This is a genomic window from Streptomyces toxytricini, assembly GCF_014649915.1.
Classification (GTDB): domain Bacteria; phylum Actinomycetota; class Actinomycetes; order Streptomycetales; family Streptomycetaceae; genus Streptomyces; species Streptomyces toxytricini.
In genome coordinates, this window is the sequence record NZ_BMTY01000010.1 from 112,899 (window position 1) to 127,772 (window position 14,874).

Here is a 14,874-nt window from a genome sequence, read left to right on the forward strand (position 1 = left end):
CGTGGTCTTGGCCCACGCGGACCAGCGGCAACGCCCGCTCGGAGTACACCCGCGGGCGCGCGGCGGGGGAGGGGCGGGCGCACAGGCCCCGGCCGGTGACGGCCGGGGCCTGCGAGGTCAGGAGGGCCAGCCGCCGTACGGGACGGTGATCAGTTCCATGGCGTGGCCCGCCGGGTCCATGAAGTAGACCCCGCGGCCGCCGTCGTTGTGGTTGATCTGCCCCGGAAGGCGCCGCTGCGGGTCGGCGTAGTGCTCGATGCCGCCCTCGCGGATCTTCGCGTACGCGGCGTCGAACTCGTCCTCGGAGACGAGGAAGGCGTAGTGCTGCGGGGTGATGGCGTCCTCGGGGACCGAGGCGAAGTCCAGGGTGACTCCGTCGGCCAGGCCGACCGCGATGAAGGGGCCCCACTCCCCGGTGATGTCGAGGCCGAGGAGATCCGCGAAGAAGGCGGCGGACTCCCGGTTGTCCCGGGCGTGGACGATGGTGTGGTTGAAGCGAACCGACAAAGGAATGCCTCCAAGGGCATGTCCCGGCACCTCCATGCCTCCCCCGGACGGTGACCGGCACGCGATGCTGCAGGGGATCATACGCGGAACCATCGGCGGGGCAAGCGGCGGCAGTCGGCCCGCCCGCCGACCCGGCGCCCGCACCGCGGCCGCGCGGCCCATACAGAAATCCGACAGGAAAGTCTCGTAAGGTGCGGCAGGTCGGACATTCAGCCCGAAAAGGGCGGAGTACCTCGACCGGAAGGACCGTCGTGACCGCCGAGCCCCCGACCGCCGGCCCGCACGCCCCGCAGCCCGTGGCCCCCGACGCCGAGCGGGCGGCCCGGGCCGGGCGCCCCCGGCACGACCATGCCGCGGACTGGATGTTCTGCGGCGTCTACGGCACGGTCCTGGCCAGCGGCCTGCTCGCCGCCCTGGACGAGAAAGGCGGCACGTACACGCCCTTCAGCGACGCGAGCTGGGTGCTGGTCACCGCGATCACCGCCGCCTTGGCCCACGGCTACGCCCACCACATGTCCGGGCACCGGCAGGACCCCTCCCCGCGGCGATGGCGCCTGCTCGCGGTCGAGCTGTGGCACGAGTGGCCGATGGTGGCGGCCGCCCTGCCGACCGTGCTGCTGCTCGTCCTCGCGGGCGTCTTCGGCTGGGAGGCCCCCGGCACCACCGCCGCCGGCCTCGGCCTCAACACCGCGCTGCTCTTCGGCTGGGGCACGGCCCTCTCGCTGCGCCGGGGCTCCCGGCTCCCGTCCGCCCTTGCCGTCGGCGCCGCGGACGCCGCCATCGGATTCGCGATCATCGTGGCGAACGCCCTGATCAAGTAGGGCCGCCACGGCGCCCCCCCCGGCGGCGCAGCCGGCCCCGGCGGCGCGTCAGGACTCCACCACCTCGACGTGGTCGCCGACCGCGACCACCAGCACCCGCGTCCCCGGCCCGGTCGTCCGCCAACGGTGCCGGACACCGCCGGACAGCAGCAGCGTGTCCCCGCGCCCCAGCCGGTGCACCCGCCCCTCGGCCTCCACCTCCACCGAGCCGTCCGCCACGTACACCAGCTCGTCGTTGCGGTGCCGGAACTCCCGGTCCGCCTCGTGCGCGCCGACGAACTCCAGCGCGTGCAGCTGGTGCCGGCCCCGCACCACCGGCCGCACCTGCGCCGCCCCGTCGAGCCCGCTGTCGTCGGAGGCACGCACCACGTCGACCGCCCGGGTCTCGTCCGAAGCGGCGAAGAGCTGCACCGCCGTCGTCTCCAGGGCGTCCGCGATGCGCTGCAGCGAGCGCATGCTCGGCCGCGCCCGGTCGTTCTCGATCTGGCTCAGGAACGGGGCCGAGAGCCCGCTGCGCCCCGCGACCGCGGCGAGCGTCAGGTCGAGGGCCCGGCGCCGCCGCCGCACGGCAGCCCCCACCCTCGGTGCGTCCCCGGTCCCCATGGTGTCCCGTCCTTCCCCGCCCGGCGGCACGTTCCCCCTGGCCCGGGGGCGCCTGAGGGCACCCTACGCGGCCCGCGCCGCGCAACCGCAGACGGTTTCGCACTGCCGTCACACTGCCGTCACATGCGGGCCCTACGGTCAAAGCCAGTTGCTCCCATCAAAGAAAATTTGACGAAGGACGTGCGCGTGCCCGCCATCGACCAGAACTCACGCCGCCGGCGCCCCACCGGCCTCATCGCCCTCGACGAGACGGCCGCCTTCGCCGGCCACACCCTCTTCGCCCCGCTCACCGGCAGCGGCGCGACCTACCTCATCGACCTCCACGGCCGCACCGTCCACCAGTGGAAGCTCCCGTACCGGCCCGGCCGCCACGCCAGGCTCCTCGGCGACGGAACCCTCGCCTACAACGGCGTACTCCCCGGCGAGGAGGCGCTGTTCCCCATGTGGCACAAGTACCGGGGCGGCGCCATGCTCCACGCCGCCCCCGACGGCCGCATCCTGCGCGAACACCACGACCCCCTCCAGCACCACGACGCCCACCACCTCGACGACGGGCGCATCCTCTACACCGCCCTGGAGCCGCTCACCGGCCCCGACGCCGCGGCCGTACAGGGCGGAGTGCCCGGCTCCGAAGCGGCCGGCGGCACCGTCTGGGCCGACACCATCAAGGAGGTCGGCCCGGACGGCACCCTGCTCTGGTCCTGGCGCGCCTCCGACCACCTCGACCGCGCGTCCTTCCCCCTGCACGAGGCGTACGCCCGCGAGCACTGGCCGCTGGTCAACAGCGTCACCCCGCTGCGGGACGGCAACATCCTCGCCAGCCTGCGCAGCGTCTCCGCCGTCGTCGTCATCAGCCGCGCGACCGGCGACGTCCTCTGGCGCAGCCGCCCCGGCACGGTAAGCCAGCAGCACGCCCCCACCGAACTCGACGACGGCCGCCTCCTCGTCTTCGACAACGGCGTCTTCCGCCCCGGCCACGACGTCCCCCACTCCCGCGTCGTCGAGATCGACCGGGCCGGCGGCGACGTCGTATGGGAGTACCACGACCCCGCCCGCGAGTTCTTCTTCGCCCCCTTCATGGGATCGGCGCAGCGCCTCCCGAACGGCAACACCCTCGTCACCGACTCGCCCTCCGGCCGGCTCTTCGAGGTCACCCCGGACGGCTACCTGTGCTGGGAGTACGTGGTCCCGTACTTCGCCGGCTACGGCGAGAGCGAGGTCCGCGGCCTCTTCCCCTCCGAGCCCAACGCGGTCTTCCGGGCCTACCGCTACGCCGTGGCCGACATCCCCTGGCTGGAGGCGGACGCGTGACCGCCACACCGCCCCCCGCCTCCGCCCCCTCCTCCCGCACCCGCCCCGATCCCGACGCCGTGGACGCGCCCGTGCCCCTGCGGCGGCTGGTGCCGCTGTCCGCGCAGCACGTCCTCGCGATGATCGCCGCACCCGTCTCCACCGTCTTCCTCGTCGCGGGCACCCTGGACATGCCGCCCGGCGCCACGGCCTCCCTCCTCAGCGCCGTCCTCCTGCTGTGCGGGGCGGGCGCCCTGCTCCAGTCCCTCGGGGTGTGGCGGATCGGCGGCCGCCTCCCGTTCGTCATGCTCCCCGGCGGCGCCGCCACCGCCCTCTTCCTCCAGATCGCCCAGGAGCACGGCGCACCCACCGCCGCCGGAGCCGTCCTCCTGGCCGCCGCCCTGCTCCTGGCCGTGCTGCCGCTGTACGCACGCGTCGTACGGCTCTTCCCGCCCCTCGTCATGGGCGTGACCGTGCTCCTCATCGGCATCGCCATGATCCGGGTCGCCGCCCGGCTCGTCACCGGCCCGGACGGCACGGGCGAGCCCCGCGCAGTGCTCCTCGCCGCGCTGACCGTCGCGGCGACCGTCGCCGCGTACGTGTTCCTGCGCGGCGTCTGGCGCCAGACGTCCGTCCTCATCGGCATGGCGGCGGGCACCGCCGCGGCGGTCGCGACCGGCCTGGGCGCCTTCACGCCCGCGGCCGGCAGCGGCTTCGCACTGCCCGCGCTCCTGCCCTTCGGCGCGCCCCGCTTCGACGTCGTCGCCGCCCTCCCGCTGCTCGTGTTCAGCCTCACCACACTGGCCGAGATCACCGGGCAGACCGTGCTCAACAGCGAAACCGTCGGCCGCACCCCCGACCCGGCACGCGACGTCCCGCGCGTCGCACGCGCCGACGCGCTGGTGTCGCTGGCCGGAGGGCTGTTCGGCACGTCCGTGATGGTCACCAGCGCCGAGAACATCGGCATCGGCCGGCTCACCGGCGTCCGCAGCCGCTTCGTGACGGCGGGCGCCGGGGCGCTCCTGGTCGCCCTCGGCCTGGCGACACCGGTGTCCCGTGCGCTGGCCGGCATACCCGAGGCGGTCGTCGGAGGCTCCGCGCTCGTCGTCTACGCGGTGATCGCCGTGATGGGCGTCGAGATGCTCCGCCGCGCGGACCTCTCCGGCACCGGCAGCGGCACGCTGACCGCCTCGATCGCCCTGGCGGTTGGGCTGCTGCCGCTGCTCGCCCCGGACCTCTACGCCGGCTTCCCCGGATGGGCCCGCACGATCCTCGGCAGCGGCGTCGTCGCCGGCACGGTGACGGCGGTCCTCCTGGGCGCCCTGCTGCCCCGAGGGGCCCGCCCGGGCCCCCTGCCGGTCCCGCCCGCACGCGAATGAGCCGGCTTCCCGGGGCGCGTCAGTCCAGCGGCACCACCGCGACGGGCGCCGGGCTGTGGTGGACGGCGGCATGGGCGACGGGACCGACGTGCGGACCGAGCGGCAGCCTGCGGGTCCGGCGGCCGACGGCCAGCAGGGTCGCACCCTTCGCCGCGTCCACGAGCCGGGCGCCCGCCGCGCCGGTGACGGCCTCGTGGCCGACCCGCACCCCGGGGTACGTCTTCCGCCACGGCTCCAGGAGCTCCTCCAGGGCCTCGGCCGCCCGCTGCCCGAGCTCGTCGCCGATGTGCGGGTCCACCACCCCGGCGTACACGTAGACCGGGGGCAGGCTCCAGCAGTGCAGGACGTGCAGCGTGCCGCCCCGGCGCGCGGCCTCGGTGAACGCGAAGCCGAGGAGCCGGTCGCTGTGGTGCGCGAGGTCGATCCCCGCGACGATCCCGCCGTCCGGGGCCGGCCCGCCGCCGTCGTCGGGGGCGCGCACCAGCACGACCGGATGGCGGGCCGCGGCGACGACGCCAAGCGCCACCGAGCCGGCGAGGAACCCGCCGAGGGCCCCGAGCCCCCGCGAGCCCAGCACCGTCAGCTCCGAATCGTCCGCGGCCCGGCCCAGCACCTCCTCGGGCCGGCCCCGGACGCAGCGCACGTCCACCTCCAGGACCGCGCCCCCGCCGCGCGCCCGCTCGGCGGCGGCCGCGAGGAGCGCCGCGGCGCCGCCGTCCGGGTCCGCGGACCGCGCCCCCGCCTCCACGTGCAGCAACTGCAGCGGCACATCGCGCAGCACCGCCTCGCGCGCCGCCCACGCGACCGCCGCGAGGCTCCCGGGTGAGCCGTCCACGCCCACCGTGACCTGGGCCGTCATGGCATGCCTCCTCGGGGGTTCCGTATCCAGCCTGCCCCGCCGCCACGGCCGCGGCCAGGGCCCGAGCGGGCTGTACGGGGGCCCGAACGGCCCCTCCGCGGCCGCGGGACGGCAGCCGCACCGTCCCGCGCGCGTGTCGCGTACGACCGCGGCCCGCCCCGATGGCGATAGTCGGCGCATGGACACCGCAGTGGCGGTGGCGGCCGCTCTGCTGTCCGCCGCCGCCTTCGGCTTCGCGTCCGTCCTCCAGCAGAAGGCGGCGCAGCAGGCGCCCGCGCAGGAGGCCCTGCGGCTGCGCCTGCTGCTCGGGCTGGCCCGCCGGCCCGCCTGGCTGGCCGGCATGGCCCTCGTCGTCCTCTCGTACGCCCTCCTCGGCATCGCCCTCGCCTTCGGGCCCCTCGTGCTGGTGCAGCCGCTGGCCGCCACCGACCTCCTCTTCGCGCTGCCGCTGCTCGCCCGCCGCCGCGGGATGCCGCTGACCCGGCGGGACGTGGCGGGGATCGCCTGCACGGCCGGAGGCATCGCCATGTTCCTCGCGGTGCTCCCGCCGGCAAAGACCTCGCCGGTGCCGACCGCGGGCGAATGGCTGCCGCTGCTGCTCGGCATCGGCGGGGCGGTGACCGTCCTGGCGGCCGTGGGCCGCCGGAGCCGCGCGGCGGCCCGGACGGCCCTCTACGCGATCGCCGCCGCCCTGATGTTCGCGCTGCTGGACAGCCTGACTAAGAGCGCGGGCGGGCGGTTCCGCGGCGACGGGCTCGACGGGTTCGGGCACTGGGAGCCGTACGCGGTCGTCCTCATCGGCGTGATCGGGCTGGTGCTGTCCCAGAGCTCCTACCAGGCGGGCTCCCTCGCGATCAGCCTGCCGATCATCGACTGCCTCGAACCGGTCGGCGCGGTGCTGATCGGCGTCGCCCTCTTCGGGGAGCAGCTGGCCACCTCGCCCGGGGCGCTCGCGGTCCAGGCGGTGGGCGCCGCGACGGCGGTCGCGGGCATCGTCGTCCTCGACAGGTCGCCGCTGGCCCGTGCCTGACCACGGCGCCGGCGGCAGACGCCCCGCCCCGGGCCCGCCGCCGGCGCCCCGGTTGCGGCGGCGCGGCGGCGCGACACCCTGGAAAGGGCCCACCGGCCCCCGGAGGGGCCCGACCGGCCCGAGCGCGGCGCCGGGCCCGCAGGACAGCCTGGCATCGACACCTCCGTGCACAAGAGAGGAGGCCGCGCCATGAAGGCACTCGTCTTCCACGGGCCCGGACAGACCTCCTGGCAGGACGTCCCGGACCCCTCGGTCGAGGACGCCGCCGACGCCGTCGTCCGCGTCGACGCCGTCGCCCTCTGCGGCACGGACCTGCACATCGTCAAGGGCGACGTACCCGAGGTGGCGCCCGGCCGGATCCTCGGCCACGAGGCCGTCGGCACCGTCGTCGAAACCGGCGGCGACGTCCGCAGCGTGCGCCCCGGAGACCGGGTCCTGGTCTCCTGCATCTCCGCCTGCGGCCGGTGCCGGTTCTGCCGCGAGGCCCGCTACGGCCAGTGCCGCGGGGGCGGCGGCTGGATCCTCGGCCACCTCGTCGACGGCACCCAGGCGGAGTACGTGCGGGTCCCCTTCGCCGACCTCTCCGTCCACCCGCTGCCCGGGACCCTCGCCGACCACGAGGCCGTCCTGTTCGCGGACATCTTCCCCACCGCGTACGAGGTCGGCGCCCTCAGCGGCGGCGTCCGCCCCGGCGACACGGTCGCCGTGGTCGGCGCCGGCCCCGTCGGCCTGGCCGCCATCGCCACCGCACGCCTCTACAGCCCCTTCCGCATCATCGCGGTCGACCTCGCGGCCTCCCGTCTCGAAGCCGCCCGCCGGCTCGGCGCCGATGCCACCGCGACCGCGCGGGAGGAGCCCGAGCGGCTGGTGGCGGACCTGACCGACGGACTCGGCGCGGACGTCGTGATGGAGGCCGTCGGCCTGCCCGAGACGTTCGAGCTGTGCACCCGGATGGTCCGCCCCGGCGGCCGCGTCGCGAACATCGGCGTCCACGGCAAGCCGGCCGTCCTCCACCTCGAAGACCTGTGGATCAAGGACGTCAGTCTCACCACCGGCCTCGTCGACACCCACTCGACGCCGATGCTGCTCAGGATGGCGGCGGCCGGCCGCCTGCCCGGCGCCGCGCTGGTCACCCACCGCTTCGCGCTCGACCGGATGGAGGAGGCGTACGACGTCTTCTCCCGCGCCGGCGACACCGGCGCCCTCAAGGTCGTCCTCGGCGGCCCCCAGCACGACACCCTCGCCGTACCGCCCCGGGAGCAGTGATCACCGTGAAGAGCAGCCCGCACACCCCCCGACCCGCCTCCGGCGCCCCCGCCGGCCGCACCGACCTCGGCCGCCGCCTGGCCGCCCGCCGCGCCTCCCTCGGCCTGAGCCGGGAGGAACTGGGCCGGCGGTGCGGAGCGGACGCCAACTACATCGCCTACCTGGAGGAGCACGCCGCCTCCCCGTCCATCGGCACCCTCATCCGCGTCGCCGACGCCCTCGGGGTCACCGTCGACGACCTGACCGGCGCCAGCTCCGACCGGGCGCCGGGACGGGCCGAGCCCCGCCGCGACTCGGCCCTGGTCCCCCTGGACGAGGCCGAGTGCCGGCGGCTGCTGGGCACCCACGGGGTAGGGCGGATCGCGGTGTTCACCGCCGAGGGCCCCTCCGTGCTGCCCGTCAACTACATGACGGCCGGCCCCGCCATCGTCTTCCGCACGGCCGCCGACACGGCCGCCGCCCGGGCGGGCGGGACCGAGGCCGCCTTCGAGGTCGACCACATCGACGACGTCACCGCCGAGGGCTGGAGCGTGCAGGCCGTCGGCCTGCTCGAAGCCGTCACCGACCCCGACGAGCGCCAGCACCTCGTCGTCACCGCCCGCACCCACCCGTGGGCGGGCGGGATCCGCGTCCACTGGATGAAGCTGACCCCCGTCCGGCTCACCGGCCGCCGCGTGGTGCACGGGTGACGGGCCGGGGCTCCGAAGCCGACCGCAGGCCGTGAACAGCCCCTGGCGCCAGGAGTACCTCCGCGTCCAGCAGGCCCTCTCCCCGCACGGCGCGGAGCTCGACGCCGGCGTGCCCGCCCGGGGCCTGCACGGGGAGGCGTACCGCGGGCGCGTCTTCCGGGACGGGCTGTTCGTCCTGCCGTACCTCACGCTGCTCCGACTGCCCGCCCGGTGACCCCGCGGCACGCCGCCCCGCCCGGGGAGGGCCGCCCCGGCGCCGCCCCCGCTCGGTGGCGGACCGCACCCGCCTCGCCCACGCTGGACGTAGGGAGTCGGAAGGAGTGGGGCATGAGCACGCAGCAGGAGACTCCGCGGATCGTGGTGGGCGTGGAAGGGTCGCCCTCCTCCCGGGCCGCCCTTCGCTGGGCGGTGCGGTACGCCGGGCTCGTCGGCGGCAGGGTGGAGGTCGTCACCGCCTGGGAGGTCCCCGGCGAGGCGTCGTGGTCCGCCCCCGCCGTGGACACGACGTTCGACGAGGAGGACGCCGAGCGGCGCCTGGTCGAGGAGGTCCGCACGGTGCTCGGCGAGGACGGCGCCTCCCTGGTCCGCGAGCGCCTCGTCCACGGCCACCCCGTGGAGGTCCTGGTCGACGCGGCGAGAGGAGCCGACATGCTGGTGGTGGGCAGCCGCGGCCGCGGCGGCTTCCGGCGCGCCCTGCTCGGCTCGGTCAGCCAGCAGGTCGCGCTGCACGCCCCCTGCCCGGTGACCATCGTCCGCCCGGAGGCGCCCGAGGGGTGAGCGCCCGGCCCACCGCCCGGACGGCGGTCCGGCCACCGGTACGTACGCAGGGCGGAGGTGCGCCATGGACGACCGGACGACAGGAGCGGGAGGCAGGCCGCCCCTGCGCAGCGCCGACCGCGCCCGCACGTGGCTGCGCCGCGCCTTCGCCGCGGCCTGCCTGATCGCCGCCGTCTGCGGGACCGCCGCCGGGTACGCCTCCTGGTCCGACGGCACCCGCGCCGCCGAGGCGCTCGCCCGCGAGCGGCACGCAGTGACGGCCACGACCGTCGGCACGACCGGCTACCGCTCGGGGGACTGGCCGAGCGACCGGACCTCCACCGCCGCCTCCGCCACCTGGCAGTACCCGCCCGGCCGCGCGCACACCGGCACCGTGCCCGTCCCGCCCGGCACCCGCAAGGGCGACGCCGTCCGCGTGTGGGTCGACGACCGGGGCGCCGTCGCCTCCGCACCGCCCGGTACCGCCGAGCTGGCCCTGGAGGCGCTCCTCCTCGGCGCGGCGGCGGCCACCGGGGTGCTCCTCGTGTCGGGGGCCCTCGTCCGCGTCGGCCTCCGCGCCGTCGACGCGCGCAGCGCCCGCGCCTGGGAAGCGGAGTGGGAGGACGTCGAGCCCCTGTGGAGCGGTCGCCTGCGGCCCGGTCCCGGCGACGGCTGACGGCGGCCCGTCACGCGGGGCCGGCGTCCGGGCCCGCGAGCCTGTTGTCGACGTCCACGACGCCGTCGACGCTCTGGCAGAGCCGCTCGACCACGGGCAGCAGTTCCGCCCTGGGCACCGTCCCGCTGAGGACGACCACGCCGTCGTCCACGTCCACGGTGACCGACGAGGGGGCGATGCGGAGCGTGCGGACGATCACGTCCTCGACGATCTCCTCGCGGATGGCCTGGTCGCGGCGGAGGAACAGCCGCACCAGGTCGCTGCGGCTGAGCACGCCGACCAGCCGGCCGTCCGCACCGACGACCGGCAGCCGCTTGACCCCGTGCCGCTGCATCACGCGCGCCGCGCGGACCACGCTCCACTCCGGGCGGGCCGTCACCGCGGGACTCGACATCAGCTCGCCCGCCGCGGACGTGCCGCCGGCCCGGCGGCGCAGCAGGTCGGCCTCCGAAACGACGCCCACGGGGTGCCCGTCCCCGTCCACCACGGGCACGGCCGTGATGTCGTACTCGTGGAGCAGCCGGGCCACCTCCTTGAACGCCGTCTCCGCCCGGACGGCCACGGGGTGGGGCGTCATCAGGTCCGCGACGCTGCGGTGCCGCATGCCGGCCCTCCCCGCGGGCGTGCCGGGCCGCCCGCCCTGCTCCCCGGGGCCGCCGTCAGTCATGCGCGACCACCGCGACGGGGGCGGCGGCGTGGTGCAGCACCGCGTGGGCGACCGAGCCCAGGTGCGGGCCCAGCGGGGAGCGGCGTCGGCGCCGCCCGACCACGACCAGGCCCGCACCGCGGCTCTCCTGGACGAGCCGCTCGCCGGGAGACCCCCGGAACACGCTGCTCGTGACCGCCACGGCCGGGTACTTCCGCCGCCAGGGCAGCAGCATGTCGTCGACCGTGCGGGTGACGCTCCGGCCGATGTCCCGCTCGTCGTCCGGGTCGAAGAACGGCACGTACGTGTAGGCCGGGGGCAGCTTCCAGCCGTGGACCGCCCGCAGCGCGCAGCCCCGCCGGGCCGCCTCCTCGAAAGCGAAGTCGAGAACCCGGTCGCCCGCCTCGTGGATGTCGACGCCGACGACGATCCCGGCACCGGCATCGGTGTCGGAACCGTCCTGAGCCTCGTCGGCGGTGCGCACGAGGACGACGGGCGTGTCGGTCGCCGCGACGGCCGCCAGCGCGACCGAGCCGACCAGGAAGCCGACCAGTCCGCCGATGCCGCGCGAGCCGAGCACCAGCAGTGCGGCGTCCGCCGCCTCCGCCGCGAGGGCGGCCGCCGGGCGGGCCGTGGGACAGCGGGTGGTGATCTCCAGCTGCGGATGGCGCCGCTGCAGCTCCTCCGCCGCATCCGCCAGCACCCGGTCGGCCCACCGGTCCGCGTCCTGCCCGCCCACCCCGGGGAACACCGGGTCGAGCGGCCAGTCGACGGCGTGGACGAGCCGCAGCGGAACCCGCCGCAGCACGGCTTCACCGGCCGCCCAGAGCGCTGCCGCCCGGCTCTCGGGCGAGCCGTCGACGCCGGCCGTCACGTGGTCGTCCATCGGGAGGGGTTCCTTCCTCGGGGAGCCGGGCGTCACCACGGCATCGCCTGTCGCGCCCGCCCGGCGGTGGCGCCGGCGGTGTCGTCGGAGAGGGCCGTCACGCGCGGGGCGACGGCGACGACCCCGTCGAGCCGTTCGACGAGGTCGAGCAGCAGGCGGAGCCGGCTGCGGCGGGCCACCGTCCCGTCCAGGGTGACGACGCCGTCCACGACGTGCACCTCGACGGCGCCGTCCGGTACCTCCGCGGCGTCCGCGAGCACCTCGCCGACGCGGCGGCGGATCTCGGCGTCCGGACGCAGGAACACCCGGAGCAGGTCCCGGCGGGGTGACGATGCCGACGAGCCGGCCCTCCACGTCCACGACGGGCAGCCGCTCGATGCCCCGGCGCGTCATGAGGCGCGCCGCGTCGGCGGCGCCGTCACCGGCGCGCACGGTGACCGCCGGCGCGGACATGAGGCCGCCCGCCGCCGGGGGGCTCCGCCGATCGCCCGTCCGGGGCGTCCTGCGGGCCGGGCAGCAGGGCCGGAGCGCCGGCCAGGAGGTCGGTCTGCGAGACGACGCCCACCACCCGGTCCTCCGCGTCCAGGACGGGCACCCCGGAGACGTCGTGCTGCGCGAGCAGTTTCACGATGTCCTTGAAGGAGGTGTCCGGCGTGACGGAGACGACCTCGCCGGTCATCAGGTCCGCCGCCTTGGTGTGCTTCATGAGGCCCTCCTGCCGTGCCGCCGCCGTACGCGGCAGACGCCCCGTGCGGACGTGCCGTCCACGATCCGCCGGGGCGCGGGCGCGGCGCGAGGGCCGAACGGGCCCGTCCCGGGGCCGGACGGACCAGCGGACCCCGACCGCAGGCGGGTGCCCGCCGCGGGGTCAGATGCCGCTGCCGCTGCCGTAGGGGGCGTACAGGTCGAGCAGCCGGATCCGGGTGGCGTGCAGGCGGTGGGCGAGGACCTGGCCGACCCAGTGGCCGACGGCGTACCCGAAGGCCGGGTCGGCGTCCATCAGCGCCCGCACCTGCTCCGCGTCGAACTCGTAGGTCCGCACGGGGGTCATGGCCTCGGCGCCCAGCCGCCAGGTGCAGGGCTTGAACAGCCACGAGCAGCCGACCAGCTCGCCTGCGCCGAGGCTCTCGACCACGGCGGCACGCCGTCCGGGCACGTGGACGTCGAGGGTCACGGTGCCGGAGCGGACGATCCAGAACCGGTCCGCCCGGCCGCCCTCGCGGAAGATGCGGGTCCCCTCGGCGAAATTCACCTCGCGGGCCGCCTCCATCAGGCGGGCGCGGTGCTCGGCGGGCAGCGCCGTGGCGATTCGGGTGGGAGAGGGGGTGCTCATGGACGGCCTCCCTGGTTCGGGTCCCTCCAGTTTCGGCCCTGCGCCGCCGCCCCGCACGGGCCCTGCGGGCCCTCCCCGGGTCCGAACGGCCCTGGCGGCGGCCGCGCGGGCAGCGGTGGAACCCTGCAGCCGCTCCGTCCGCGTGCTGGCACCGCCGCACGGCCGCCGGTGCGGCACGATGGTCGCGCGAACGCCCGCGTCGCCAGCCCGGAGGTGCCATGCCCGTGCCCGGCAGGACAGTGCCCGTGCCGCCCGCCTTCCGCGGCTACCGGCCCGCCTGGCTGAAGGGCGACGCCCTGGCGGGCATCACCGTGGCCGCCTACCTGGTACCGCAGGTGATGGCCTATGCGGGCGTCGCCGGCCTCTCCCCGGTGGCCGGGCTTTGGGCGGTCCTGCCCGCCATGGTGCTGTACTCCCTGAGCGGTTCCTCCCGGCTGCTGTCCGTCGGCCCCGAGTCGACCACCGCGCTGATGACCGCGGTGGCCGTGGGGCCGCTCGCCGCCGGCGACCCCGCGCGCTACGCGGGTCTCGCCGCGGCCCTCGCCCTCACCGTCGGGCTGCTGTGCCTGGCCGCCTGGGCGGTCCGGCTCGGTTTCGTCGCCGACCTCCTCTCCAGACCCGTCCTCGTCGGCTACCTGGCCGGGGTCGCCGGCCTCATGCTCGTGGACCAACTGCCCAAGCTCGTCGGCACCGAAGGCGGCGGATCGGGGTTCTTCCCGCAGTTGGCCGTGTTCCTCGGGCAGCTGCCGCAGGTGCACTGGCCGACCGCCGCCCTGTCCGCCGGCTGCCTCGCCCTGCTGTTCGTCCTGCCCCGGCTGTCCCGCGCCGTGCCCGGCCCCCTGGTGGTGCTCGTCCTCGCCACCGCGGCGGTCGCCGCCTTCGGGCTCGACGAGGGCCCGGGCATCGGCGTCATCGGCGCCGTGCCGACCGGGCTGCCCGGCTTCGCCCTGCCCCGCCCGGCCGACCTCGCCGACCTGGTCCTGCCCGCCCTCGGCGTCCTCCTCGTCGGCTACACCGACGTGGTGCTGACCGCCCGCTCCTTCGCCCGGCGCGACGACCCCGTCCCGCTGGACTCCAACCGCGAACTGCTGGCCCTGGGCACCGCCAACCTCGGCGCCGGCGCCTTCCAGGGCTTTCCCGTCAGCAGCAGCGCCAGCCGCACGGCCCTGGCCGACTCGGCCGGAGCCCGCACGCAGGGATACTCGCTCCTCGGCGCCGTCTGCGTCGCCGCCGTTCTGCTCTTCCTCGGCCCGCTGTTGGCGTGGACCCCGGACGCGGCCCTCGGCGCGATCGTCGTCTACGCCGCGCTCCGCCTGCTGGAGGCGGGAGAGTTCCGCCGCCTCGCGGACTTCCGCCGCCGGGAGCTGCTGCTGGCCCTCGGCTGCACGCTCGGCGTCCTCGCCCTGGGGGTCCTCTACGGCGTCCTGGTCGCGGTCGCCCTGTCCGTCCTCGAACTCCTCGCCAGAGTCGCCCGGCCCCACGACGCGGTCCTCGGCACGGTCGCCGGACTGGCGGGCATGCACGACGTCGACGACTACCCGGACGCGCGCACGATCCCCGGGCTGGTCGTCTACCGCTATGACTCCCCGCTGTTCTTCGCGAACGCCGAGGACTTCCGCCACCGCGCGCTGGCCGCCGTCGACGCACAACGGGATCCGGTCCGCTGGTTCGTCCTGAACACCGAGGCCAACGTCGAGGTCGACATCACCGCCCTCGACGCCGTCGAAGCCCTGCGCGCCGAACTCTCGGACCGCGGCGTCGTGTTCGCCTTCGCCCGGGTCAAGCAGGATCTGCGCGGAGCCCTCGACGCCTACGGGCTGGCGCAGGCCGTCGGCCCGGACCGGATCTTCCCCACCCTGCCGACCGCGGTCGCCGCGTACCGTGCCTGGCAGCGCACCGGGGGAGACGGGCCAGGGGAGTGAAGGAGCCTCCACCCCGGCCGTCCGGGCGGGGGAGGGACCGCCCGGACGCCGACATCCCCTGCCCGGAAGGGGCCGGGAGACGCACCGCCGTCCTCGGGATCCGGTCGGGCACGGCTCCGCCGACGGGCCGCCTCGGGACCGAGGCCCGCGCCGGCGGCCCGCACCGCGATGCCGCGGACCGCACCATGCGATTCACCGCAGGTCCCGCCCC

Annotated in this window: 17 protein-coding genes and 2 pseudogenes; 10 read left to right on the forward strand and 9 right to left on the reverse strand. The window is 76.3% G+C overall.

Annotated elements, in window-relative coordinates; genetic code table 11:
- Positions 1 to 117: 117 nt before the first annotated feature.
- Positions 118 to 507 carry a VOC family protein gene (locus IE170_RS14660; protein WP_189809802.1) on the reverse strand — a complete coding sequence of 130 codons (390 nt, stop codon included), beginning with the start codon at positions 505 to 507 and terminating at the stop codon, positions 118 to 120.
- A 251-nt stretch (positions 508 to 758) separates the two neighbouring features.
- Here IE170_RS14660 and IE170_RS14665 point away from each other — a divergent pair, with 251 nt between their 5' ends.
- Positions 759 to 1,328, forward strand: coding sequence for a hypothetical protein (locus IE170_RS14665; protein ID WP_229884735.1), 570 nt, complete (start codon positions 759 to 761; stop codon positions 1,326 to 1,328).
- A 48-nt stretch (positions 1,329 to 1,376) separates the two neighbouring features.
- On the opposite strand, the gene IE170_RS14670 is transcribed toward IE170_RS14665, so the two are convergent.
- A complete protein-coding gene (locus IE170_RS14670; protein ID WP_189809803.1) occupies positions 1,377 to 1,931 on the reverse strand; it encodes a helix-turn-helix domain-containing protein in 555 nt (184 codons plus the stop codon).
- Between the two features lie 186 nt (positions 1,932 to 2,117).
- Between IE170_RS14670 and IE170_RS14675 the strand changes: the two genes are divergently transcribed.
- Both IE170_RS14675 and IE170_RS14680 read left to right on the forward strand, forming a co-directional pair.
- Entirely contained in the window at positions 2,118 to 3,242 is a 1,125-nt protein-coding gene (locus tag IE170_RS14675) for an aryl-sulfate sulfotransferase (protein ID WP_229884736.1), read from the forward strand.
- On the forward strand, positions 3,239 to 4,600 hold the full coding sequence (locus IE170_RS14680; RefSeq protein ID WP_229884738.1) for a solute carrier family 23 protein: 1,362 nt from the start codon (positions 3,239 to 3,241) through the stop codon (positions 4,598 to 4,600). Before IE170_RS14675 ends, IE170_RS14680 begins: the two co-directional genes overlap by 4 nt.
- Before the next feature lie 19 nt (positions 4,601 to 4,619).
- Here IE170_RS14680 and IE170_RS14685 read toward each other — a convergent pair whose 3' ends face one another.
- The gene (locus IE170_RS14685; protein WP_189809805.1) at positions 4,620 to 5,459 is read right to left on the reverse strand and encodes a universal stress protein; all 840 of its coding nucleotides are present in this window, start codon (positions 5,457 to 5,459) and stop codon (positions 4,620 to 4,622) included.
- A 178-nt stretch (positions 5,460 to 5,637) separates the two neighbouring features.
- On the opposite strand from IE170_RS14685, the gene IE170_RS14690 reads away from it, so the two are divergent.
- From IE170_RS14690 to IE170_RS14715, 6 genes and pseudogenes are all read left to right on the forward strand, one after another.
- A complete protein-coding gene (locus tag IE170_RS14690) occupies positions 5,638 to 6,489 on the forward strand; it encodes a DMT family transporter (protein ID WP_189809806.1) in 852 nt (283 codons plus the stop codon).
- A gap of 189 nt (positions 6,490 to 6,678) precedes the next feature.
- Positions 6,679 to 7,755, forward strand: a complete 1,077-nt coding sequence (locus IE170_RS14695) for a zinc-dependent alcohol dehydrogenase family protein (RefSeq protein ID WP_189809807.1) — start codon at positions 6,679 to 6,681, stop codon at positions 7,753 to 7,755.
- Positions 7,752 to 8,444, forward strand: a complete 693-nt coding sequence (locus tag IE170_RS14700; RefSeq protein ID WP_229884740.1) for a helix-turn-helix domain-containing protein — start codon at positions 7,752 to 7,754, stop codon at positions 8,442 to 8,444. The genes IE170_RS14695 and IE170_RS14700 overlap by 4 nt, the downstream gene beginning before the upstream one ends.
- Before the next feature lie 64 nt (positions 8,445 to 8,508).
- A pseudogene (locus tag IE170_RS14705) lies at positions 8,509 to 8,637 on the forward strand (hypothetical protein); the annotation flags it as partial.
- A gap of 134 nt (positions 8,638 to 8,771) precedes the next feature.
- The gene (locus tag IE170_RS14710; RefSeq protein ID WP_189809808.1) at positions 8,772 to 9,221 is read left to right on the forward strand and encodes a universal stress protein; all 450 of its coding nucleotides are present in this window, start codon (positions 8,772 to 8,774) and stop codon (positions 9,219 to 9,221) included.
- Between the two features lie 64 nt (positions 9,222 to 9,285).
- Entirely contained in the window at positions 9,286 to 9,876 is a 591-nt protein-coding gene (locus IE170_RS14715) for an Rv1733c family protein (RefSeq protein WP_189809809.1), read from the forward strand.
- 10 nt (positions 9,877 to 9,886) lie between these two features.
- Here the strand turns inward: IE170_RS14715 and IE170_RS14720 are convergent, their stop codons facing one another.
- The 6 genes and pseudogenes from IE170_RS14720 to IE170_RS14735 all read right to left on the reverse strand — a co-directional run bounded on the left by IE170_RS14720 (position 9,887) and on the right by IE170_RS14735 (position 12,741).
- The gene (locus tag IE170_RS14720; RefSeq protein WP_189809810.1) at positions 9,887 to 10,480 is read right to left on the reverse strand and encodes a CBS domain-containing protein; all 594 of its coding nucleotides are present in this window, start codon (positions 10,478 to 10,480) and stop codon (positions 9,887 to 9,889) included.
- 55 nt (positions 10,481 to 10,535) lie between these two features.
- Positions 10,536 to 11,408: a universal stress protein gene (locus IE170_RS14725; protein ID WP_189809811.1), complete on the reverse strand. Its 873-nt coding sequence runs from the start codon at positions 11,406 to 11,408 to the stop codon at positions 10,536 to 10,538.
- Between the two features lie 32 nt (positions 11,409 to 11,440).
- The gene (locus tag IE170_RS33380; protein WP_308428401.1) at positions 11,441 to 11,713 is read right to left on the reverse strand and encodes a BON domain-containing protein; all 273 of its coding nucleotides are present in this window, start codon (positions 11,711 to 11,713) and stop codon (positions 11,441 to 11,443) included.
- 79 nt (positions 11,714 to 11,792) lie between these two features.
- Positions 11,793 to 11,840 (reverse strand): annotated as a pseudogene (locus IE170_RS33385) (hypothetical protein); the annotation flags it as partial.
- A complete protein-coding gene (locus tag IE170_RS33390; protein ID WP_308428396.1) occupies positions 11,827 to 12,114 on the reverse strand; it encodes a CBS domain-containing protein in 288 nt (95 codons plus the stop codon). The pseudogene IE170_RS33385 and the gene IE170_RS33390, both read right to left, overlap by 14 nt.
- Positions 12,115 to 12,276: 162 nt before the next feature.
- The gene (locus IE170_RS14735) at positions 12,277 to 12,741 is read right to left on the reverse strand and encodes a Crp/Fnr family transcriptional regulator (RefSeq protein ID WP_189809812.1); all 465 of its coding nucleotides are present in this window, start codon (positions 12,739 to 12,741) and stop codon (positions 12,277 to 12,279) included.
- 218 nt (positions 12,742 to 12,959) lie between these two features.
- Here IE170_RS14735 and IE170_RS14740 point away from each other — a divergent pair, with 218 nt between their 5' ends.
- Positions 12,960 to 14,663 (forward strand): SulP family inorganic anion transporter, encoded by a 1,704-nt coding sequence (locus IE170_RS14740; RefSeq protein ID WP_189809813.1) that lies wholly within the window; start codon positions 12,960 to 12,962, stop codon positions 14,661 to 14,663.
- Positions 14,664 to 14,874: the final 211 nt, after the last annotated feature.